Origin of the sequence: Streptomyces sp. NPDC017936, from assembly GCF_044328485.1 — a bacterium.
GTDB lineage: Bacteria > Actinomycetota > Actinomycetes > Streptomycetales > Streptomycetaceae > Streptomyces.
Genome location: NZ_JBIRHK010000006.1, coordinates 141,843 through 164,021 on the forward strand (window position 1 = coordinate 141,843; position 22,179 = coordinate 164,021).

Genomic DNA, 22,179 nt, shown 5'->3' on the forward strand with positions numbered 1-22,179 from the left:
CGCGGTGTGCCGTGCGGCGCTCACCGGCGTTCCGGCACGACGGCGACCGGACACCGGGCGTGGTGCAGGAGCGCGTGGCTCACACCGCCGATCTGGAGCCCGAAGTGACCGGTCCGGCGCGGCGCCCCGACGACCACGAGGTCCGCGGCCGCCGACCGGTCCACGAGGACCTTGCCGGCCGGTCCCTCGAGCGTCGCCGGGCGCGTCCGGACGTTCGGGTGCTCGGCGTCGGCGGCCTGGAGCCGGGCCTCGACGAGGGCCGTGGCGCGTTCCTCGTACGTGTCCGCCGGTCCGTCGGTCTGGACCCGATCGCCGCTCCGGTCGAAGGCGGGCCTGCGCCAGGCACGCACCACGTCCAGGACGCAGCCGCGCACCTCGGCTTCCCGGAAGGCGAACCGGACGGCCTCGGTACTCGTGTCGGCCTCTCCCAGGCCGAGCAGGATCCGTTCGTGCCGGCCCGTCAGGCCCGCCTGATCGCCGCGGACCACGACCACCGGGCAGTGCGCCCGGGCGGACACGGCCAGGCCGACCGACCCGAGCAGCAGTCCCTTGAGCTCGCCGCGGCCACGCGAACCCGTGACCAGGGCGAAGGCCTCGTCGCCCGCCCGCAGGAGCGCGGCGGCCGCGTCGTCCGGGACGATGTCGGTGGTGACCTTGACCTCCGGGTTGCGGCGTTCGGCACGGTCGGCCGCCGAGGCCACGATGTGCTCGGCCAGCACCTGCTCCGAGGACCGCTCCGAACCCACCGAGGGGAGACGGGGCTCGTAGCGCTCCCAGAGTGAGGCGTACACCAGCCTGAGCGGGGCACCGTGGCGGGCGGCCTCGTCCACGGCCCAGTCGACCGCCAGCAGACTGCAGTCCGATCCGTCGACACCCACGACCAGGGGGAGTGTCATCGTCCCCACCGCCTTTCCTCAGGCCGCGTGACGCGCGGCGCTCGTGGGGTGGGTTCCACCGTCGCATCCCGGTGCCCGCGACGCGAGGGCGGCGTCCCGGCCCGCGCCGCAGGACCCGTGGCCCGGGCCGGGCCCGACGGCCCGCACCGCAGGGACACCGGTCCCCGGGTCCCGCGACGCCGGACAGCGGCTCCCGCGCACGACGGCGCGACGGCGCGACGGCGCGACGACACCGGCTCAGGAGCCGGGCGTTCGCGGTCCGCCCTGATCGGCGGGCTCGCCGGTGAGCAGCGGTTCGACGTCCACGACGCCCTCGACGGCCCGCACGAGACGCACGGCGACCGAGACGAGCGAGGTGTCCCGGATGTCTCCGCGCAGGGTGACGACCCCTTCGCGCACGGACACGTGGACGGCGTGGCCCAGGCTAGGGAACAGGCAGGACACCACCGTGCGGCGGACCTCGTCCGCGATCTCCTCGTCCGGCCGCAGGAAGACCTTCAGCAGGTCGGCACGGCTGACGATGCCCTGGAGCATGCCGAGGTCGTCGACCACGGGCAGCCGCTTCACGTGCCGGACGGCCATGATCCGGGCGGCGTTCGCGAGCGTGGCGTCCGGGTGGACGGTGACGGCGGGCGTGCTCATCAGCTCCTGCGCCCTGGTCGCACCGGCCTTGGCGACATCGAGCAGGCGCTGACGCTGTTGCCGGAGCATCCGCTCGCCCTCGCCCGTGCGGAACTCCTCCTTGGGCAGCAGGTCGGCCTCGGAGACGACACCGATGACGCGTCCCTCCCCTTCCAGCACCGGCATGGCGCTGACCTTCCACTGCTCCATCGTCCGGACGATCTCCTTGAAGGGAGCGTCGCGTCCGACCGCCACGACCGTCTGGGTCATGACATCGCTCACGGTGTACGGAGTCCCGGTCACTGCCCACCACCTCGTCTCACGTTCTCGGGGCGACGCCGGCCGTCCCGTCCGCGCCGTGGCGGAGGCGCACGGCGACCGGACGAGCGGTTCCCGGCCGACGGTGCCCTTCAGCGCCACCCGTCCGCCGACGCCGCCGGTCGCCCGGCGCGGTCACCCCCCGGTGCCGCGCCGCTCTCCCGCCTTCGCGTGCCCCGGCGGCGTCCGCCCCTCCACTCTCCGCCCGGCGGTCGGCAGGCGCATGGGCCACTCGGCCCCTTCCGCACGGCGGTCGGGCCCGCCGGGGCCGGTGGCCGGGTGCGCGTCGCGCCGAGGCCGCCGCCGGGGCCGCTGCCGGACCGGGCGTCCCGGCGCGCGTCCGGGTCCACGGACCCGCCCCGTACTCCGCCCGTCCGCACCGCCGTGATCGGGCCGGCTCCCGGTTCCGCGGCCGGCGTCCGGTTCCGTGACGGGCCGCTGGGCGAGCGGCGGGGCCGGACGTCGCTCCGGCAGGGACCTTCGGCCCTGTGGCCGGAGCGCGTCGGCGTTCGAAGCTGGAGCTGGAGCTGGAGCTGGAGCTGGAGCAGGAGCAGGAGGACAGGAGGAAGCGCCCCGCAGGCCGACGCGCCGTACCCGGACTTCACGTACAAGATGGGAGTACGGCGACCGTCCGGTGGGACGGCTGTCGTCGGCGGGAGCGACGGCACCTCGCCGTGCGCGGCTGTGCCCGTGCGACGACCGTGCCGATGCGGTCGCCGCCGCCGACGAGCGGCCACCGGACGACGGCGTCGCGCTGCCGGAGAAGACGATGGGGAACGGTCGACGCACCACCGGGCGGCCCCGCACGACGTGTGCCGGGGCGGACGCGCCGCGGACCCGTGCGGCGCGCCCTTCGCGGCCCGCCGTCCCGGTCGCGTCCCGTGCCGGGCCCCCGGCACGGCCGCCCGCCCTCACCGCCCGCGTCCGGCTCCGCGCCGAGGAGGTCCGCGCACCACGACGGCCGCCACGGACATGAGGAGGAAGGTCATGCCGCACACGTCGGAATGGCAGGTTCGTCTCCACCTCTTCGAGGACGACGACGGAACCACGAAGGCACACCTGGTGCTGGACACCGGCACCACGGAAATCACCGGCCACGGGGCGGCGCACCGCCACCCGGCGGACGCCGACGTGCCGGAGATCGGCGACGAGCTGGCGGCCGGCCGGGCGATGAACGACCTCGCCCGGCAACTGCTGGACACCGCCGACCGCGACATCGCCGGCATGGGCGCGGCCCGTCCGCGCACACGCCAGGCCACCGGATGGCCCACCTGAGGCCCCGCACCGGGCCGGGGTCCGTCACCGGCTGACCCCGGCCCCCACGCGAGGCACGGCACCATCCGGAAGCACGACAGAGGGCGGCCACCATGCGAGCTCACCTCGGCGACCAACTCGTCATCGAAAGCACGACGTCCGGCGCCACCCGGCGCGACGGCGAGATCGTCGGACTCCACCACGAGGACGGAACACCGCCGTACGACGTGCGCTGGTCGGACACGGACGAGGTGACGCTCGTGTTCCCCGGCCCCGACGCGCACGTCAACCACGTCGAGGGACGGCTCCGGACGGCTCACGGGGCCGCCCCACCGGACACGGGCGCGACAGGGACCGTTTCCCCAGGGGGCCCGCCGGCCGGTGCGCCCGATCCCGGCGACATCGGCCGGCGCGTGGCCGCCGAACGCCGCAGACAGGGACTGAGCCGCGAGGAGACGGCCCGCCGCGCCCGGATGTCGCCCGGCTACCTGTCGTACCTGGAGGAGCGTCCCGCCGACCCGAGCACGGCGGCTCTCATCAGGCTGGCCGACGCCCTGGGGACGACCGCCGCCGTGCTGCGCGGAGGAGGGGCCGATCTGCCACCGGGCCGGGGCCACGCGCTGCTGCGTCCGCTCCTTCGCGACCTCGCCCCGGACGAGTGCCGCGCCCTGCTGTCCTCCCACGGCGTGGGGCGTGTCGCGGTGTCGGGGCCCGACGGCCGCCCGGCGATCGTCCCGGTCAACTACGAGGTCGTCGACGACACCATCGCCTTCCGCACCGCCCCCGACTCGCTGCCCGCGGCGGCCGTCGGAACGGAGGCCGCCTTCGAGGTCGACCACGTGGACGACGCCCTGAGCCAGGGCTGGAGCGTGCTCGCGGTCGGCCCCGCGAGCGTCGTCACGGACCCCGGCGTCGTGCGCGCGCTCACCGAGCGGGCCCACACCACGCCCTGGGCGGGCGGGGCACGCGAGATGTGGGTGTCGATCCGGCCCACGCGTCTCACCGGCCGCAGGATCACCGCGGCAGAACAGTAGGCGGCCGCGGGCCGTCCCGCGCAGGAGCGGGCCCGGCCCGGAGCACGCCGCCGACTCTCCCGAAGGGAGCCCCCGTGAGCCCACAGGCACCGTCCGACGAGCGGGTGGCGGCCCTGGTCCGCGACGCCGCCGCCGCTCCGTCGATGCACAACGCGCAGCCCTGGCGCTTCCGCTACCTGCGGCACAGCCGCACCTTCGAACTGCGCGCCGACTTCGCACGCACCATGCCGCACGCCGACCCCGAGACCCGTGCTCTCCACCTCGGTTGCGGCGCCGCCCTGCTGAACCTGAGGGTGGCGGTGCTCCACGAGGGCTGGCACCCCGAGACCGCGCTGGTGCCCGACCTCGCCGACCGGGCCCACCTGGCGAGCGTACGGCTGACCGACCGCGCGGGCGGCGATCCGGACCTCACGGCGCTGTACCCGGCGGTCCACCGGCGACGCAGCAGCCGCTACCCGTTCGAGGAGAGGGAGATCCCCGCGGACGTGCGGGAGGCCCTGGACGCCGCCGCGCACGCCGAGGGGGCGACGCTGACCTTCCCCGCCTCCTGGCACCTGCGGGAGGTGCTGGAGATCTTCCAGGAAGCCGAGGCCCGCAACCTCACCGACCGCGGCGGCGACCAGGACCTCGCCCGCTGGACCGAGGGCGCGGCCCTGTCCGTGGACGCCACCGGCGAGGGCGTCCCGGAGTACGCCTTCGGGCCGCGCAAGCGCGGGGGAGAGGCCCCCGTACGCGACTTCACGGGCTCCCGGCACCTGGCGGGACGCGACAGCGCCGACTTCGAGCGGACCCCGCAGCTGGCCCTCGTCAGCACGGCCCACGACCACCCGCGGGACTGGCTCCGCGCCGGCCAGGCCATGGAACGCGTCCTACTGCTGGCCACCCTCCAGGGCCTGGCCACCTCCTTCGCCACACAGCCCCTCGAATGGCCGGACCTGCGCTGGCCGCTGCGCGACCCGGCGACCGGCACGGGCCACCCGCAGGTCGTGCTCCGCCTGGGCTACGGTCCCAGGGGCCCCGGCGCACCGCGCCGCCCGGTGTCGCAGGTCCTGGACATCCGGCCCTGACGACGGAGCCGGCGCCTCACCTCGCGGGGGCGCGCCCGCCGGGGCGGACCGACCCGCGTCGCGGAGGCCCGCGGGGGATGCGACGGTGTCCGCAGGACGTTCCCCGTCCCCCGGACGGGAAGGCGGTGACGGCGACGGGACCGCGGCCGAGCCGAGGAGGGAACGCGGAATGCCGGAGTGGACGTGGGAATGGGAGGGCTACGACCCGGCCGGCGAACAGCTGCGGGAATCGCTGTGCACCCTGGGCAACGGCTACTTCGCCACCCGGGGCGCGCTGCCCGAGTGCCGGGCGGGCCTGGTGCACTGCCCCGGGACCTACGTGGCCGGGTGCTACAACCGCCTGGAGTCGACGGTGGCGGGCCGGCAGGTGGTCAACGAGGACCTGGTCAACCTCCCGAACTGGCTGCTCCTACGGTTCCGGCTGCGCCACGCCGAAGGACCGTGGGGCAGATGGTTCACCCCGGACACGCACGCCCTCCTGGACCACCGGCACACCCTGGACCTGCGCCGCGCCACGCTCACCCGCACCTTCCGCCACCGGGACGGCGGGACCGGCGTCCTCACCGTCGAGCAGACCCGCCTGGTGCACATGGGGGACCCCCACCTGGCCGCGTTGCGGACGGTCTTCACGGCCGAGGACCGGTCCGGCGAGATCGAGGTCGAGTCCGGCCTCGACGGCGAGGTGATCAACGGCAACGTGCACCGTTACCGCGCCCTCGACCAGCGCCATCTGCGCCACGTGCGCACCGGGACCCGGGAACCCGACACGATCTGGCTGGACTGCCGGACCAGCACCTCCGGCATCCAGGTCGCCACGGCCGCCCGGACGGTCGTCACCGGCCCGCCCCCGGCCTCCTCGGTGCTCGGCCCGGCCCGCCGGACCCGCCGTGCCGTCCACCGCCTGGTGGTCCCGGTCGTCCCCGGCCGGCCCGTCACCGTGGACAAGACCGTGGCCCTGCACACCTCGCGCGACACGGCGATCAGCGACCCGCTCGGCGCGGCGGTCGACCGGGCGCGCACCGCGGCGGACTTCCCCGCCCTGCTCGACTCGCACGCCGCCGCGTGGGAGCGGCTGTGGCGGCGGGCGGACATCCGGGTGCCCGGCCGGGCCGGCCGCATCCTGCGCCTGCACCTCTTCCACCTCCTGCAGACGCTGTCCCCGCACACCGCGGACCTGGACGTGGGCGTCCCGGCCCGGGGCCTGCACGGCGAGGCGTACCGGGGCCACGTCTTCTGGGACGAGCTGTTCGTCCTGCCGTACCTCAACCTGCGCTTCCCCGAGGTCTCCCGGGGACTGCTCGACTACCGCCACCGACGCCTGCCGCGGGCCTGCCGGTCCGCCGCCGAGGCGGGCCGGGCCGGGGCGATGTACCCGTGGCAGAGCGGCAGCGACGGCCGCGAGGAGACCCAGCAGTGGCACCTGAACCCCCGCTCGGGACGCTGGCTGCCCGACCACTCACGGCTCCAGCACCACGTGGGCTCGGCGATCGCCTACAACATCTGGCAGTACTGCGAGGCCACCGGCGACACGGAGTACCTGCACACCAAGGGCGCGGAGATGCTCCTCGGCATCGCCCGCTTCTGGGCGGACCGCGCGGCCTGGGACGCCGGCACGGGCCGCTACCGCATCCGCGGCGTCGTCGGCCCCGACGAGTACCACGACGCCTGCCCGGGGGTTTCCCGGCCCGGACTGGACGACAACGCCTACACCAACGTCACGGCCGTCTGGGTCCTCGTCCGCGCCCTGGAACTGCTGCGGCGGCTTCCCGCCTGGCGCCGTGACGAACTGTGCGACCGCATCGGGCTCGACGGCGGGGAACCCGCGCGGTGGGAGGAGGTCTCCCGGCGACTGCGGGTCCCGTTCCACGAAGGGGTCATCAGCCAGTTCGAGGGCTACGGCGGCCTCGCCGAGCTCGACTGGGACGCCTACCGGGCGCGCTACGCCGACATCCGGCGGCTGGACCGGATCCTGGAGGCCGAGGGCGACACGGTCAACCGCTACAAGGCGTCCAAACAGGCCGACGTCCTCATGCTCGGTTACCTGTTCTCGCCCGCCGAGCTGCGGCGCCTGTTCGGGCGGCTCGGCTACGACCTGGACGACGAGATCTGGCACAGGACGGTCGACTACTACCTCCGGCGCACCAGCCACGGCTCCACGCTCAGCGGACTCGTCCACGGCCTGGTGCTCGCCCGGGCCAGGAGAGCGGAGGCGTGGCAGTACGTGCGCGAGGCCCTGGAGGCGGACATCGCCGACATCCAGGGCGGCACGACCGGCGAAGGCATCCACCTCGGGGCGATGGCCGGGACCCTCGACCTGGTCCAGCGCGGACTGACCGGGCTGGAGACCCGCGAGGACGCCCTCCGCCTGGACCCGGTGCCCCTTCCGGCGCTCTCCGAGTACGGGTTCTCGCTGCGCTACCGGGGCCACTGGGGGGTGAGCGTACGGCGCCGGAGCGGCCGGCTGGAGATCGGCGTGCCCGACTCGGCGGAGAAACCGCTGCACGTGGTGCTGGCCGACCGGGCCGTGACCATCGCACCCGGAGAGACCGGCACGTTCGTGGTGCCGGGAAGCTGAGGAGGGGCCCGCACGGCAGGCCGCCGACGGGCGCGCCGCGCACACCGCCGGCCCCGGCGTGACGGTGGACGGCATGCGGGTTCCGACTCGCCGAAAGGGGACTCGCCGTGCCGGTCCGCGTGGAGCCCCAGGGGTACGTGACCACGGTCGTTTGCGTGCCGCCCGCTCCGATTTCACGGGCGCGCACGCCGCTCATTATGATCTTGGGTCGTGACCGTGCAGAACTCTGACAAGACGCTCTCCCGCAAGCAGAGGCTCCAGGAGAAGCAACGCCGCCAGTTGTCGGTGGTCGACACCGTGGACAAGGCCGAGGCCAAGGTCGTCAAGGCGGAGGCCGAGCTGGCCGTCGCCGTCGCCGAGGCGGTGCAGGTGTTCGGTGACGAGAAGTCCGCGTCCGAGGGACTCGACATGCCGGTCGAGGCGATCCGGCGCTTCCTCGGCATGGCGCGGGCCGAGGCCGAGGACCGTGAAGCCGCCGACCGGACCGAAGCGGCCGGCGCGCACTAGCCACGTCCCGCGCTCCCGGCGCCCGAAGCGCTCCGGCCCGCCCGCCTCGCACCGGGGTGCCGTCCCGGGCGGGGCGTCGGTCCGTCCGGCTTCCCGGAGACCGGAACCCCGCGCCGTCACCCGCAAGGGTGCGTTCGACGGTCGGGGGCCGGGCACAGCCGTACCCGCCGGGCAGGAGCCTTGTGGTGCGGTACGACGACGCCGCTGTCGACGTCGGCCGGTACCGCCGCGCGGCTGCGTGACGACGTCGAGCCGGAGCGGACGCCGCGCTTCGACGGCCGACCGGGGAGCGCCGGCGCGGGCGGACGAAGGCCGGCGGACCTCAGCCCACCTGCAGCGTGCAGCGTGCCTCGGTCGTCACCGGGCCGGTGCCGCCGTCCACGCGGAGCACGACGGAGAAGGTCCGGCTGAGGGCGCGGGGATGCCCCGACGGGACACCGCCGCCGGGGTCCAGCACCTCATGGGTGGACCACGCCCCCGTGGCGTCCGTCTCCCGGTTCACGTCGCCGGTGGTGGCGGCGCTGCCCAGGCCGTAGGGGGGCGCCTGGGTGACCTTGTCCGGCCCGTACTCGTCGACGGTGCCGATGTCGATCCGTGTCGTCACCGTGGAACGGGGGGCGTGGCCGCCGCTGCCGGCGGTGTACTCCACCCGCCAGGTCGCCGGGTCGCAGTCGAGGCGGACCTCCTGCTCGACCGTCCCGGAGGCTGCCGAGGCCGGCAGGGCCGGCAGCAGGGCGAGGGCGGGTGCGCACACGGCGACACCCGCGCGCAGAGCGGTCCGACGGACCCGGGAAGACGTCATGTCACTCAGCGTATGCGGATCGGTCACCCACTGGATACGCCCCGGCGGGTGACGTGCCGCCGGAAAGGACGGTACGACCGGGCAGTGGGGTCATCCGCACGGCGACACCGGTACTCCGGGCGACCGAGGCGGACGGGACGACCTGGGACGACCCGTCCGAGGAGGAGCTGCACGACCTGCCGGCCGACATGGACCTCAGGTGACGGTTCGTGGTCGTGAACCGGCTCGACCGGGAACCCCCCGACCAGCACTACCTGCAGGTCTGCCTCCATGACGACCTGAGCTGTCAGGTGGAGTACCGGGAGGGAGGGCCGGACCGGCACTTCCAGGCACGGGTGCCCCGCGGGCACGAGGTCTTCGCGGTGGAGCCCGTGGCCGAGGTGCTCCAGGACCGGGCCTTCGGACGGCCCGGCCGGCGTGAGGCCCTCCCCTGGGTCCCGTGGCCCTCCCCGGAGTGACGCGCGGCCGCAGCCGCCGGTCCGGACCGTCCGTCAGGAGGCAGCCGCGTGCCGACGGGCCGCGGAGTGCCCGAGCGCGGCGGCGAGGAGCAGGGCGGCCAGGGCGAGCAGGGCGGTGCCCCGCCAGCCGAGGGCGCCGAGCAGGGGCGCGGCGAGTGCGGTGCCGACGGCGCCGGCCGTGAAGTACAGCACGAGATAGACGCTGTTGAGGCTGCCGGAGGCGTGCGGGTCGAGGGCGATGACACCGCTGAGGTTGGCGGCCTGGGCGGCGAAGCAGCCGGCGTCGAGGAGGGCGAGTCCCAGCGCGGTGACGGGCGGGGTGCCGAGACCGGTGGCCAGCAGGACGGCTCCGGCGCCGGAGGCCAGCAGACCGGTCGTGATCACGGTGGCCGGGGTGTACCGGTCGGCGAGGCGTCCGGTGAACGGGAGGACGACCAGGCCGAGCAGCCCGGCCAGGCCGTACAGGCCGATGGCGGTGGGGCCGAGGGAATGCGGCGGCTCGGCCAGGGCGAGGGCGAGGGCGACCCAGGTGAGGTTGAAGGCGAAGTACCACAGCCCACCGGTGACCACCGCGCGGCGCAGCTGCGGGAACCGGCGCAGCAGCGCCGGCGGGGAGAGCAGAGCGGCACGGTAGCCGCGGCCGGCGCGCGGCCGCTGCCGGGGAAGGACCACGGCGGTGGCGAGGGCGCCGAGCAGGGCGAGCGCGGCGAAGACGAGGAGCATCCGGCGCCACCCGAGGAGGTCGGTGAGCGCCCCGCCCGCCAGGCGGCTGAGGAGGATGCCGGCCGACATGCCCGCGGCCACCGTGGCCACGCCCGTCGCGCGGCGCCCGGACGGCGCGTGCCGGCCCGCGATGTTGCCGGCCTGGGCCGCGACGCCGGCGGCCGCCCCGACGAGCAGGTAGGCGGCCAGGAGCACGCCCGGACCGGGTGCGGCCGCGGCGAGGGCGAGGGCGGCGGCCAGGGCGGTGAGCTGCGCGGCCACCAGCCGGTTGGGCGCGAGGTGGTCGGTGAGGGGGAGCAGGAGGGCGAAGCCGGTCATGCAGCCGGCGAGCGCGGCGGTCGGTACGAGCCCGATCACGGAGAGGGGAACGCCGAGGTCGGCGGCCACGGCCGAGAGCGCGGGCTGCACGGCGTAGTTGTTCGCGATCGCCGTGCCGGCCGTGCAGGCCAGCAGGAAGGTGCCGGCCGGGGTCAGGGGTCGGGTCATGGCCGTGCGCCGCGGGTGAGGACGACCGCGTACCGGCACTCCGCGTCGGTCGTGTTGGCGAAGACGCGGTCGCGGGGCTCGCCGAGTTCGAGGGAGTCGCCCGCGTCGAGTTCGTGGACCGTGTCGCCGTCGTGGAAGGTCAGGCGGCCGTCGAGGACCCAGACGAGCTGCCGTACGAAGGCGAAGGCGGCGGCCGGGTACGGCACCCGGGCACCGGCGGGCAGGCGGATCTCGGCGACCTCCGTGGGGAACTGCGGGCCGGTGATCTGCCGGCGCCGGTAGCCGGTCGCGGGGTCGCGCCACTCGGCCGCGTCCGTCCGGCGGCGCACGCCCGTCACGCCCTGCGGGTCGGCCGGCGCCCCCTCGGCGAGGGCGAGCAAGGAGGCGACGCTCAGCTGGAAAGCGGCCGACAGCTTGCCGAGGACGACGGCGGTGGGGCTGCTCTCGCCGCGCTCGATCCTGCTGATCATCGCCTGGGACACCCCGGAGGCGTCCGCGAGCTGGGCCAGGGTCCACCGGCGACGTTCACGCTCGGTGCGGACTCGGGCGGCGATCCGCCCCACCAGCGGGTCTACTATATTGGACATGAATCCACTATATGAAAGGCGCGTGGCGGTGACGGTGCGCCCCGCCCGGGCCGAGGACGGCGAAGCCGTCCGCGAGATCCGCAATCACGCGATCGAGCACTCCACGGCCCTGTGGACGCGGACCCCCCAGTCGCCCGCCGAGGGTGCCACCTGGCTGGCCGCCCACCTGGAGCACGGGTCGGCGTTCGTGGCCGAAGCCGAGGGCGGGGTTGCCGGGTTCGCGGTCTACGGACCCTGGCGGCACCTGGACGGATACCGCCACACGGTGGAGGACTCGGTCTACGTGCGCGAAGGCCGGTACGGACTCGGCATCGGCTCCGCGCTGCTGGCCGCCCTCGTCGACTCGGCACGCGGCGCGGGCCACCACGTCATGATCGCCGGCATCGAGGCCGGGAACACCGCCTCGATCCGGCTGCACGAACGGTTCGGCTTCCGGCACGCCGGCACGGTGCCGGAGGTCGGCACCAAGTTCGGCCGATGGCTCGACCTGACGATCATGCAGCTGCCGCTCGGCTGAACGGTGCGGATCCGACGGCGCCCGGACCTCCTGGACGGCCGGGATCCGGCCCCCCGCAGCCTTCCACCGGCGGGCGAACAGGACACAGAAAGCGCACATTCGTGCGAGAAGCCGCGGAGTGTCACATGGGTTGATTTTCGCCAGTATGGTGGGCGGGCGGCCGAGCGGAGCACGGGACCGGCACAGGGGAGTCGCGCGAGTGCCGTCCCGTCCGCCCGCCGCGGTAAGGACACCGGGGGCAGCCGAGCCGTGGCCGGCGTGCCCTTCGTCACCAGGGGGCGGATCGATGCGGGTGCTTGCGGAGCGGTACGAACTGGTCGAGGCGGTCGGCCGCGGCGGGATGGGGGAGGTCTGGCGCGCCACGGACCGGGAGCTCGGCCGCACGGTGGCGGTGAAGGTACTGCCGCCGGAACTCACCCGGCACGAGGAGTTCCGGGTCCGGTTCCGCCGCGAGGCGCGCACGGTCGCCTCGCTCAACCACCGGAACGTCGCCGTGCTCCACGACGTCGGCGAGGACACCGCGGACGGCGAGACGACACCGTTCCTGGTGCTGGAGTTCATCGAGGGCCGCACGCTGACCGACGTGCTCGCCGACGGCCCGTTCAGCGTCGAACGGGCCCTGGCCGTCGGCCGGGACATCGCCGACGCGCTCGCCCACAGCCACGCCCAGGGCCTCATCCACCGCGACATCAAACCCTCCAACGTCATGCTGACCTCGGACGGCGGCGTGAAGGTCCTGGACTTCGGGATCGCCAAAGTCGTCGCGGAGACCACCACCCGCCTGACCGCCACCGGCATGACGGTGGGCACCCCCGCGTACCTGTCGCCGGAGCAGCTGACGGGACAGCCCGTGGACGGCCGCTCCGACCAGTACTCCACGGGCTGTCTGCTGTACGAACTGCTGACCGGCCGTCCCCCGTTCGTCGGCGACTCCCCGTTCGCGGTCATGCACCAGCACATGAGCCAGGAGCCGGTCGCCCCCTCCCGGCTGCGCCCGCAGATCCCCGCCGCGGTGGACGACCTGGTGCTGCGGACCCTGGCCAAGGACCGCGAGGAGCGGCTGGGCACCGCGCGCGAGATGCGGGAGGCGCTGGCGGTGACCCTCGCCGCGGTGAGCGTTCCGGCCGCCGTACCGGCGGCGCGGGCCGCCGTCCCGCCTCCGCCCGCGCCCGCCGTGCCGCCCGCGCGCGCGAGCGCCGAGCCCCGGACGGGCCCCGGTCACACGGCGCTGGCCCGGCAGGAGACGCACACCGCGCTCACACCGCCCAGGCCCGCCGTGCCGCCACCCGGCGAGCCGCCCGGCGCGGCCGGCCCCGCCGCCGGCGACGGGGGCCGGACACCGGCCGCCCCCGCGTCCGCCACCCCCGCGGCGCCGGAGGGGCGGTGGTTCAGGCCGACCACCGGCCGGATCGTCACCGTCCTCGGTCTGATCGCCTCCGGCGTCGTCAGCCTCGGCCACCAGGACGTGTACGACGACTCCTCCGACGTGTTCACCGGCGTGTGGCTGGCCACCGCCGTGCTCGGGCTCGCGCTCCTGCGCTGGCTCCCCCTCACCTCGGCCCTCCTGTGGTGGGGAGCCGGGGCCCTGGTCATCGCGAGCGTCACGGCCGGCGGCGCGGTCGACGAGCGCGGATACCGGTCCGTGTCGGAGGACGACTTCAGCACCCTCTACTCCTACGACTCCTCCTACGGGGTGCACTCCCAGCTGGAGGAGGACTCCTACGGCACCGGCCTCTTCGAGGACGACTACGCCGGGGGGTACGCGCCCGCGGAGACCGAGGTCGGGTACGACTACACCGGCCACGACAACATCGAGATCCTCGCCGCTCCGGCCCTCGCCCTCGGCGCGCTGTGCCTGCTGCGGGGGCTGAGCCGCCGACGCGCCTCCTCCCCTCTCGCGGTGGCCGCAGGACTGACCCTGGCCGGGCTGGGCGTCGGCTGGCTGGCCCTCGGAACCGAGGACCAGACCGGACTGTTCTCGGTCCTCTGGGGCCTGACCGTCCTCGTCGCCGCCGTCCAGGACGTCCGGGCCCGCAGGAACGCCCCGCCGCGGGCCCGCCGCCGTCTCCGGTTCGTCACGGCCGACTGATCAGAAGGCGTAGCGGACGCGCAGCCAGGGAGCCCGGTCGGCGATCAGCGCGCGCAGCCGCGCCACCGCCCGCGCCTTGGTGCCGCCCGCGTAGCGGACGTTCAGCGCGCCGTTCTCGGAGTGCTTGGCCTCCTGGAGGTCGGGCCGCCACAGGACGTCCTCGGCGCGCGGGTGCCAGCCGAGGTTGACCTCGTGCAGTTCCCGGTTGTGCGTCAGCATGATCACCTCGGCGGCCGCCTGCCGCTTCACCCGGGCCGGCAGGACGTCGTCGAGGTGCTCGAGCAGCCGGGTCCAGGCCTCCTCCCAGCCGGGCCGGACGACGACGGGGGAGAGGTTGAAGTGCACCTCGTACCCCGCGTCCAGGAAGTCCGCGGCGGCGGCGATCCGCTCGGCGACCGGCGAGGTGCGCACGTCCAGCAGCCGGGAGTCCTCCGGGGGCATCACCGAGAAGCGGACGCGGGTCCGGCCGCGCGGGTCCAGCGCCAGCAGGTCGGGGTTGACGAACTTGGTCGCGAAGGACGCCTTGGCCGTCGGCCACTGCCGGAAGGCGTGCACGAGATCCGCGGTGTTGTCGCAGATCAGAGCGTCCACCGAGCAGTCGCCGTTCTCTCCGATGTCGTACACCCAGGCCTCGGGGTCGCACTGGTTGGGCTCGGGCTTCGGTCCCTGGCGGGCGATGTGCCGGCCGATGTGGGCGATGATCCGGTCGATGTTCGTGAACACGGTGACCGGGTTGGCGTACCCCTTGCGGCGCGGCACGTAGCAGTAGGCGCAGGCCATCGCGCAGCCGTTGGAGGCGCCGGGGGCGATCCAGTCGGCGGACCGGCCGTTGGGGCGCGTGCTCGGCGACTTCCGCTCCCCGAGCACGAGCGTCTCGCCCTTGACGCGCACCCACCGGGCGACGTTGCCCTCGTTGCCGTGCAGCCCGGGGACGCGCCAGTGGGACTCGACCTCGACGACCCTCGCCTCGGGGAACCGGGCGATGATCTGCCGGCCGCGCGGCGAGGCGGCCGCCGCGGGTTCCGCGTGGATCTCCCGTACGGGCAGCAGGCGCCGCGCGGCGGCGGAGTCGCGGAAGGACGGCCGGCCGGTGTCCGGCGCCGGCCCGGGGCCGAGGGCGTCCAGCCCGAACAGGGTGTCGGGACTGTCGTCCGGGACGGAGCGAGGAGGGTGCATGAACGTTCCGGTGGGGTCGGCGTGGGGCTGCCCGGGTCAGACACGGACGCGTGAGCACACCCACTGTACGAGTGGCCGCCGCCGTGCCGCGGCCCTCGGCCGGGGCCGCGGCACGGGCGCACGACCGGCGTCGTGCGCCCGCGCCCGCGGGAGAGGGGCGGGGCCTCAGCTCCCCTGGCCGGCGAGCGCGCCCCGGTGGCTGCGCACGACGTCCGCGTAGACCCGCGCGCTCGGCTTCGGGCGGCGCCGGAACGTCGTGCGGTCGACCTCGTGGAGCCCGAGCTGGGCGCCGTACCCGAAGATCCACTCGAAGTTGTCCATGAGGGTCCAGTGGCAGTAGCCGAGGACGGGAGTGCCCGCGCGGACCTCGGCCGCGAGCGCTTCGACGGACGCGGGGATGAAGGCCGCGCGCTGCCTGTCGTCGGAGGTCTGGATGCCGTGCTCGGTCACCAGGACCGGCACCCCGGACACCTCGTGCGCGTAGCGCACCGCGCCGGCGAGGGAGCCGGGCTCGATGGCCGTGCCCATCCCGTTGAGCTCACCGTCGGCCGTCACCTCGCCGTCGGGGCCGTGGACGATGCGCTCGTAGTTCTGGACGCCGATGAAGTCGTCCTGGCGCGCCTCGCGCAGCCAGTGGTCGTACACGGCGGCCCGCTTGGCGTCCCGGCGTTCCTCGCCGCCGGGGAGCGCCACCTCGTCGGCGATGGCGATGGAGACGCCGACGGGGAGGTCGGCGCGGCGGGCCTTGATGGCCTCGCGGGCGGCGCGGTGGGCGCGGGTGAACGCCGCCTGGAACTCGTCCTGCCGGTGGGCGGGGATGACGTTCGCACTGGCGTAGGCGTCGCTTCCGGCGGCGCGTGCGGCGGCCGCGAGCATCCGGGTCTTGAGCGTCTCCGCCTCGGCCGGGAGTTTCGCGCCGGCCTGCAGCAGTTGCTCCAGGTTGGGTTCGTTGAGGGTGACGCCGTACGCGATGCGGTCGCCGAAGCGTGCCATGACGCGGTCGCACTGCTCGGCGAAGCGCGCCGGGGCGTCGGCGGCGGTCCAGGAACCGTCCGCCGCGAACCAGTGCGGCGCGGTGAAGTGGCTGAACGTCACCAGCGGGGCGAGACCGCGCCGGAGGCAGCCGTCGACCATGCGCTCGTAGTGGTCGAGGGCCTCGGCGGAGACCACCCCGCGCTCGGGTTCGACGCGGGCCCATTCGACCGAGAAGCGGAAGGCGCTGAGTCCGAGTCCGGCGGCCAGGTCCAGGTCCGTCTCCCACTGCTGGTAGCCACGGCACGCCGCTCCGCTCGGTTCGCGGAACAGCGAGGGCGTGGTGTGCTCCAGGAACCACGTGTCGCTGGTGCTGTTGTCGCCCTCGTTCTGGTGCCCCGCGGTGGCGACGCCCCACAGGAAGCTGTCGGGCAGGCTGGGGTGAGTCATGTGTGCTCCTTGCACTGATCCGGTGAGCGGGTCCCCGTGCGCGTCCGGACGCGCGGGCGTCACCGTGCGGTCGCGGGGTACGGGGCGGAGAAGGAATGCCGGCCGGGTCCGGCCTCCACCGGCTCCCCGCCCGGCAGGTCGACCAGCGCGGTGACCCGCGGTGGCACCAGGACGTCGACGTGCAGCGTGCCGCCTTCGCGGCGCCACCCCGCCTCGGCCCGGCCGTACGGCGTGTCGTGTTCGGCGCGGGCCCAGGTGAGGCCGCCTCCGGGGCGGGGGCGGACCAGCAGCCGGCGGTAGCCCGGCCCGGCGGGCGTCAGGCCGGCGACCGTGCGGTGGATCCAGTCGGCGACGGCGCCGAGCGCGTAGTGGTTGAAGGAGGTCATCTCGCCGGGGTTGACGCTGCCGTCGGGAAGCATGCTGTCCCAGCGCTCCCACACGGTGGTGGCGCCCATGTCGACCTGGTACAGCCACGAGGGGCAGGACCGCTGGGTGAGCAGCCGGTAGGCGGTGTCGGTGTGACCGGTGTCGGTCAGCGCGTCGCACACCAGGGGAGTGCCGAGGAAGCCGGTGCCGATGCGGTGCCCGCCCGCCGCCACCAGGCCGGCCAGCCGGCGTCCGGCCTCGGCGCGCTCGGTGTCGTCCTCCAGCAGCCGGAAGCACAGGGCGAGGGCGTAGGCGGTCTGCGTCTCCTCCGCCAGGCGCCCGCCGCCGAGGTGGAACCGGGCGAGGAACGCGTCGCGGACCGAGTCGGCGAGGGCGCGGTAGCGGGCGGCGTCGTCCTCGGCGTCCAGGACCCCGGCGGTGCGGGCCAGCAGCCGCGCGGAGTGCGCGAAGTACGCCGTGGCGACCAGCTCGGACGATGTCATCGCGCGGCCCGGGTCGTCCGCCGGGGCGGTCGGGTCCAGCCAGTCGCCGAACTGGAATCCCTCGCCCCAGATCCGGTCCGGTCCGGCGAGGCGGTCGACGGCGTCGACCCAGGCGCGCATCGAGGGGTACTGGGCGCGCAGCACCTCCGGGTCGCCGTACCGCTCGTACAGCACCCACGGCACGATGACGGCCGCGTCGCACCAGCCTGCCATCGGCGGGTTGCCGGGCGGGATCGGCACCGGGGTGATCACCGGGATGTCGGGGCTGAACACCGGGGGCACGCCCCGCTCGTCCCCGGCCTGGTCGGCGGCGAGGTCGCGCAGCCAGGAGCGCAGGAAGCCGTGGACGTCGTAGAGGAAGGCGGCGGTGGGGGCGAAGACCTGGACGTCCCCGGTCCAGCCGAGGCGCTCGTCGCGCTGCGGGCAGTCGGTGGGCACGTCGACGAAGTTGCCGCGCATCCCCCACACCACGTTCTCGTGCAGACGGTTCAGGGAGGCGTCCGAGCAGGAGAACCAGCCGGTGCGGCGCAGGTCGCTGTGGAGCACCACGGCGGTGACGTCGTCCGGGTCCGGGTCTCCGGGCCAGCCCTCGATCTCGGCGTAGCGGAAGCCGTGGAAGGTGAAGCGGGGTTCCCACTCCTCGCCGGCCTCGTCGCCGCGCAGCACGTAGCGGTCGGTGGCGGTGGCGTGCCGCAGGGGGCGCGTGCAGAGTTCGCCGTCCTGCAGGACCTCGGCGTGGCGGAGGGTGACGGTGCGGCCGGCCTCGCCGCGCACGCGGATGTGCAGGCGCCCGACGAGGTTCTGGCCGAAGTCCAGGATCGTGCGGCCGGTGGGGGAGGTGGTCACCGCGACGGGCGAGAGGCGTTGCGTGCGGCGCACCGGCGGACTGTCCGCCGGGAAGAGGACGCCGGTGTCGAACTCCAGGATTCCCACCGGCTGCCACGCCGAGTCGTCGAAGCCGGCTTCGCTGAAGCCCGCTCGTTCCCGGCGGGCGTCGTACGTCTCGCCCTCGTAGAGGCCGGCGGCGAGGACCGGGCCGGTGCTCCAGCGCCAGTCGGTCCCGGTGGCGACGGTGTCGGCGGAGCCGTCGGCGTACTCGATGCGCAGTTCGGCCAGGAGCCCGGTGTGCTCACCGTAGACGTCCCGCGTGCCGCCGTTGAATCCGAGCAGGCCCCGGTACCAGCCGTCGGCCAGGTGGGCGCCCCAGGCGTTGCGGCCCTCGCGGACCAGGGCGGTGACGTCGAAGGACTGGTAGCGGTGGCGGTGGCGGTAGCTCGTCCAGCCCGGGGCCAGGACGTGGTCGCCCACCACGGAGCCGTTGAGTTCCAGTTCGTAGACGCCGAGGGCGGTGACCAGGAGCCGGGCCGAGCGCACGGCGGGCCGCGCGGTGAACTCGGCACGCAGCAGCACGCCGGGACGGGCCCCCTCGGCGGGCGCGGGGGTGTCCGCCGACGCGGGGGCGGCGGGGCGGGGACTGATGACGCGGGCGGTCCAGGAGTGGTGCATGGCGGCCTTTCTCAGCACCGGAGGTGAGCAGGCACGATCATGCGGCCAATACCTAGTGAAAACTAGGTGTTCATGAGTGTGACGTGTGTCATAAACCCGGTCGCCCGCTGTCGCCCGGTGTCATTGGAGGGGTAATCATGTTATGAGCATGACAAAACGAGTCCCGGGTTCCGGACGTCGTGGCCGGTCCGCTCGTCGCTCGCCGCGCGGTCCCGGCGGCGCGGGGTGAGCCGGGGCTCCTACAGTCCCCGGCCGTCGGTGGAGATCGCCCGTATGAGCCGGTCCAGGTGGCCGCGCATGACGGCGACGAGGTCGAAGGAGCGGCCGCCGGCCAGCCACTGCTGCAGCAGTCCGGCGTCCACGGCCGCGCACTCGCGGGCGATGCCCTCGTGGTCCAGGTCGGAGCGCAGTTCACCGTGGCGGCTGCCGGCGCGCAGCCGGTCGGCGAGTTCCGCCACGCCCTTCTCCTGCCACCGGGTGAAGTGCTCGTGGGCCGGGTGGTCGGGCGCGGTGGCCTCGGCGGTGAGGACGACCGCCAGCTCGACCATGCCCGGCATGGTGAGCGTCTCGGCCGTATCCTCCAGGTGGCACCGGAAGGCGTCCCGCACGGAGTCCGAGACCCGCTCCCACCGCACGTCCATGCGCTCGTGCCAGTACTCGACGACCGCGAGCAGCAGCTGCTGCTTGTCGCGGAAGTGGTGCAGCAGCCCGGCGTCGGTGATCTCGGCGTCGCGCGCGATGCGGGCGAGGGAGGTCTTGCGGTAGCCGTCCCGGCCGAAGCGCAGCAGGGCCGCCTCCAGGATCTGCGTACGCCGAGCCCGGCCCGCCGTGTAGTGGCCGCGCGGCCCCCTGGGTGTCGCCATGCCAGAACAGTACCGGCGTGCCGTGCGCCGGCGGCCGGCCGCAGGGGCCCATGAGTGCGCTGTGTGTCATGGGTCACAACCCAGATACCTAGCGACCACTAGGTGTTCGGGTCATCATCGACGTCACGCGATGCCGGGTTGCCGCGCCGTCACGTCCGTGTGAACGACGTGTTCCGCCGGCCCTTCCCTGCGTGCCACCCCCACGCCTCCCCTTCCCTCGGCACCTCCGTGAAAGGAGGGCTGGTATGACGCCGCTGTCACCAAGCCCCTCAGTCGACCTCGCCGCCCGCGCCCCCGCGGACGGCCGGTGGACTCCCCGCCTCGTCCTGCTGCTGATCGCGCTCGCCTGGCCGACCCAGCTGCTGGCCGCGGGCGGCATCCTCGGCGCCAACGCCACGGCGGGAGTGGCGCAGGCCTTCCACACCACCCAGGTGGCGTGGTTCGGCCTGACCCTGACCCTGGTGTCCGTGCTGCTCACCCCGTTCGTGATCAAGCTCGGAGACCTGTACGGCAAGAAGCGCGTCATGCTCGCCATGACGGCGCTGGGCGCTCTAGGCGAGGCCGTCGCCGCGCTGGCCGGCAGCTTCTGGCTCGTCCTCGCGGGCCGGGCGATCGCCGGGTTCTACGGGCCGTTCGGCGCCCTGTCGTTCGCCGCGGTGCGGGACGTCTTCCCGCCCCGGCTGGTCAAGCCGGCCAGCGGCATCATGGGCAGCAGCGTCGGCCTGGTGGCGCTCTTCTCACCGTTCCTCGCCGGCTGGCTGGTCGACAACTGGGGCTACCGCGGCGTCCTGTGGTTCCTCGCCGCCGCCACCGCCGCCGCCTTCACGCTGATCGCACTGCTGGTCCCGGAGACCCCGCGGCACGCCTCCGGCTCGGGCTTCGACTGGCTGGGCGGCCTCGTCCTCGGCGGCGGTCTGACCTCCGTGGTCTACGCCGTCGGCCAGGGCCAGTACTGGGGCTGGTCCGACACCCGGACCCTCGGCTGGCTCGCGGTGGGCGCCGTCGCGCTGATCGCCTTCTTCTTCGTGGAGCGCTCCAGCGCCCACCCCATCCTCGACCTCGCGGTCCTGCGCCGCCGCCCGGTGGCCCTCGCGCTCACCGCGGGCGGCCTGGCCCAGACGGTCGCCTTCACGATGCCCGGCCTGGCGATCCTGCTCGCCCTCTACCCCCACATCCCCGGCGTGTCGGCCGGCCTGGGCTGGACGGCCCACCACAACGCCGTCGTCAGCGTCAGCTGGAACCTGGTGATGTTCGGCACCGGTCTGCTCGTCAGCCGCCTCCTGCGGCAGGTCGACGCCCGCCGGCTCTGGTGCGCCGGCCTGGCGGTCATGGCCGTCGGCTACACCCTCGTCGGCTTCTTCCACGGCGACGAACTCGAACTGATCCTCACCTCGAGCGTCGCCAACGTCGGCGCCGGCGTCGTCGTCGCGGGAGCACCGGCGCTCGTGGTCGGCGTGGTCTCACGCGACGAGCAGGGCCTGGGCAGCGGCATGCTCAACATGCTCGTCAGCCTGTTCGGAGCCCTCCTGACCGCGGGCGCCTACGCCGTCCTCGCCTCGGACAGCACCGTCGTCGAGGGCACCGCCTTCTACCTCGACACCGGCTACTCCTGGATCTTCTGGCTCGGCGCCCTGGTCACCCTGGTGGCCCTGCTGCTCTCCCTGTTCATCCCGCCCCTGCACGACCCGGCCGAAGAGGAGGCGCCGGCCGGCACGCCGTCCGCGTGAACCGCGCGCACCGGGGCCGGCCCGTCGCGACGAACCGGCCCCGGTGCGCAGCGACGCGGGCCGTCCCCGGTCCTTCCCCGGCGCCTCCCTGACACGCGCCGGGGGAGGGCCGGGACCAGGCGCTCGGAGCGTGCCGTCGCCCCCTCGTCCGGATCCTCGCCGGCCGCACCGGCCCGGCCGCGCGCGACGGCGACGGGCCGCGGCCTCACACCGTGCGGTGCAGCCAGCGCTGCAGGGTTCCGTTGATGTCGGCGGGCAGGGCGCTGATCCGGTCGATGGCGTCCCGGTCCTCGGGATGCGGAGGGACGCCGGCCGCGGTCAGGGCCGCGTGCAGCGCGAGGCGCCGCTGGTCGCGCGGGTCGATGAGGCGAGCCGGGCCCCGGGCCGGGCCGGGCGCCGGCAGGTCGTCCCCGTACGCCTCACCGCGAGCGGCGGGCCGGACCGCTTCGGCGTCGTCGACGGCGTAGGGGTCGTCGACGGCGTAGGGGTCGACGAAGCAGACGGGCAGGCTGTGGTCCAGGGCGGTGGCGCTCACGGGGGTCCCCTTCGGATCGGTGCGCGGATTCGCAGCACCAGACCCGTGCGGGCCCCCCTCCGGTTGCGGATCCGGCCGCGCACCACACGGACGGCGTCATCGGATGATCGGCCGAGGACCGGATCATCGTTCCGCGTCCGGGCGGCG

19 protein-coding genes are annotated in these 22,179 nt (G+C 74.6%); 9 read left to right on the forward strand and 10 right to left on the reverse strand.

All coding sequences use genetic code 11. The features are described 5' to 3' along the window. Positions 1-20 precede the first annotated feature (20 nt). The gene (locus tag ACH4F6_RS14600; protein WP_397960485.1) at positions 21-905 is read right to left on the reverse strand and encodes a universal stress protein; all 885 of its coding nucleotides are present in this window, start codon (positions 903-905) and stop codon (positions 21-23) included. 228 nt (positions 906-1,133) lie between these two features. Then, entirely contained in the window at positions 1,134-1,787 is a 654-nt protein-coding gene (locus tag ACH4F6_RS14605; protein ID WP_397960486.1) for a CBS domain-containing protein, read from the reverse strand. Between the two features lie 1,035 nt (positions 1,788-2,822). Between ACH4F6_RS14605 and ACH4F6_RS14610 the strand changes: the two genes are divergently transcribed. The 5 genes from ACH4F6_RS14610 (at position 2,823) to ACH4F6_RS14630 (ending at position 8,272) form a co-directional block, all read left to right on the forward strand. Continuing rightward, entirely contained in the window at positions 2,823-3,110 is a 288-nt protein-coding gene (locus ACH4F6_RS14610) for a DUF1876 domain-containing protein (protein WP_397960487.1), read from the forward strand. Positions 3,111-3,202: 92 nt separating this feature from the next. Then, the gene (locus ACH4F6_RS14615; protein ID WP_397960488.1) at positions 3,203-4,123 is read left to right on the forward strand and encodes a DUF1918 domain-containing protein; all 921 of its coding nucleotides are present in this window, start codon (positions 3,203-3,205) and stop codon (positions 4,121-4,123) included. Positions 4,124-4,197: 74 nt separating this feature from the next. Further along, the gene (locus tag ACH4F6_RS14620) at positions 4,198-5,190 is read left to right on the forward strand and encodes an Acg family FMN-binding oxidoreductase (RefSeq protein WP_397960489.1); all 993 of its coding nucleotides are present in this window, start codon (positions 4,198-4,200) and stop codon (positions 5,188-5,190) included. A gap of 169 nt (positions 5,191-5,359) precedes the next feature. Further along, on the forward strand, positions 5,360-7,765 hold the full coding sequence (locus ACH4F6_RS14625; RefSeq protein ID WP_397960490.1) for a glycoside hydrolase family 65 protein: 2,406 nt from the start codon (positions 5,360-5,362) through the stop codon (positions 7,763-7,765). A 210-nt stretch (positions 7,766-7,975) separates the two neighbouring features. Continuing rightward, positions 7,976-8,272, forward strand: a complete 297-nt coding sequence (locus ACH4F6_RS14630; RefSeq protein WP_397960491.1) for a hypothetical protein — start codon at positions 7,976-7,978, stop codon at positions 8,270-8,272. 322 nt (positions 8,273-8,594) lie between these two features. Here ACH4F6_RS14630 and ACH4F6_RS14635 read toward each other — a convergent pair whose 3' ends face one another. Next, entirely contained in the window at positions 8,595-9,074 is a 480-nt protein-coding gene (locus ACH4F6_RS14635; RefSeq protein WP_397960492.1) for a hypothetical protein, read from the reverse strand. Positions 9,075-9,283: 209 nt separating this feature from the next. Here ACH4F6_RS14635 and ACH4F6_RS14640 point away from each other — a divergent pair, with 209 nt between their 5' ends. Beyond that, complete coding sequence (locus ACH4F6_RS14640) at positions 9,284-9,532, forward strand: hypothetical protein (RefSeq protein ID WP_397960493.1); 249 nt, start codon at positions 9,284-9,286, stop codon at positions 9,530-9,532. Positions 9,533-9,565: 33 nt separating this feature from the next. On the opposite strand, the gene ACH4F6_RS14645 is transcribed toward ACH4F6_RS14640, so the two are convergent. After that, positions 9,566-10,741, reverse strand: a complete 1,176-nt coding sequence (locus tag ACH4F6_RS14645; RefSeq protein ID WP_397960494.1) for an MFS transporter — start codon at positions 10,739-10,741, stop codon at positions 9,566-9,568. Further along, positions 10,738-11,328, reverse strand: coding sequence for a helix-turn-helix domain-containing protein (locus ACH4F6_RS14650; protein ID WP_397960495.1), 591 nt, complete (start codon positions 11,326-11,328; stop codon positions 10,738-10,740). Before ACH4F6_RS14650 ends, ACH4F6_RS14645 begins: the two co-directional genes overlap by 4 nt. Between ACH4F6_RS14650 and ACH4F6_RS14655 the strand changes: the two genes are divergently transcribed. Beyond that, a complete protein-coding gene (locus ACH4F6_RS14655; protein WP_397960496.1) occupies positions 11,327-11,845 on the forward strand; it encodes a GNAT family N-acetyltransferase in 519 nt (172 codons plus the stop codon). The two genes, ACH4F6_RS14650 and ACH4F6_RS14655, sit on opposite strands and share 2 nt — an antisense overlap. 286 nt (positions 11,846-12,131) lie before the next feature. Next, positions 12,132-13,934: a serine/threonine-protein kinase gene (locus ACH4F6_RS14660; RefSeq protein WP_397960497.1), complete on the forward strand. Its 1,803-nt coding sequence runs from the start codon at positions 12,132-12,134 to the stop codon at positions 13,932-13,934. Here ACH4F6_RS14660 and ACH4F6_RS14665 read toward each other — a convergent pair whose 3' ends face one another. The 4 genes from ACH4F6_RS14665 to ACH4F6_RS14680 all read right to left on the reverse strand — a co-directional run bounded on the left by ACH4F6_RS14665 (position 13,935) and on the right by ACH4F6_RS14680 (position 19,770). After that, the gene (locus ACH4F6_RS14665) at positions 13,935-15,110 is read right to left on the reverse strand and encodes a spore photoproduct lyase family protein (protein WP_397960498.1); all 1,176 of its coding nucleotides are present in this window, start codon (positions 15,108-15,110) and stop codon (positions 13,935-13,937) included. Between the two features lie 165 nt (positions 15,111-15,275). Then, positions 15,276-16,532 (reverse strand): family 1 glycosylhydrolase, encoded by a 1,257-nt coding sequence (locus ACH4F6_RS14670; protein WP_397960499.1) that lies wholly within the window; start codon positions 16,530-16,532, stop codon positions 15,276-15,278. 59 nt (positions 16,533-16,591) lie between these two features. Further along, entirely contained in the window at positions 16,592-18,907 is a 2,316-nt protein-coding gene (locus ACH4F6_RS14675; RefSeq protein ID WP_397960501.1) for a family 78 glycoside hydrolase catalytic domain, read from the reverse strand. Between the two features lie 239 nt (positions 18,908-19,146). Then, the gene (locus tag ACH4F6_RS14680) at positions 19,147-19,770 is read right to left on the reverse strand and encodes a TetR/AcrR family transcriptional regulator (RefSeq protein WP_397960502.1); all 624 of its coding nucleotides are present in this window, start codon (positions 19,768-19,770) and stop codon (positions 19,147-19,149) included. Positions 19,771-20,015: 245 nt separating this feature from the next. Between ACH4F6_RS14680 and ACH4F6_RS14685 the strand changes: the two genes are divergently transcribed. Continuing rightward, entirely contained in the window at positions 20,016-21,497 is a 1,482-nt protein-coding gene (locus tag ACH4F6_RS14685; protein WP_397960503.1) for an MFS transporter, read from the forward strand. 205 nt (positions 21,498-21,702) lie between these two features. Here ACH4F6_RS14685 and ACH4F6_RS14690 read toward each other — a convergent pair whose 3' ends face one another. After that, on the reverse strand, positions 21,703-22,032 hold the full coding sequence (locus tag ACH4F6_RS14690; protein WP_397960504.1) for a hypothetical protein: 330 nt from the start codon (positions 22,030-22,032) through the stop codon (positions 21,703-21,705). Positions 22,033-22,179 lie beyond the last annotated feature (147 nt).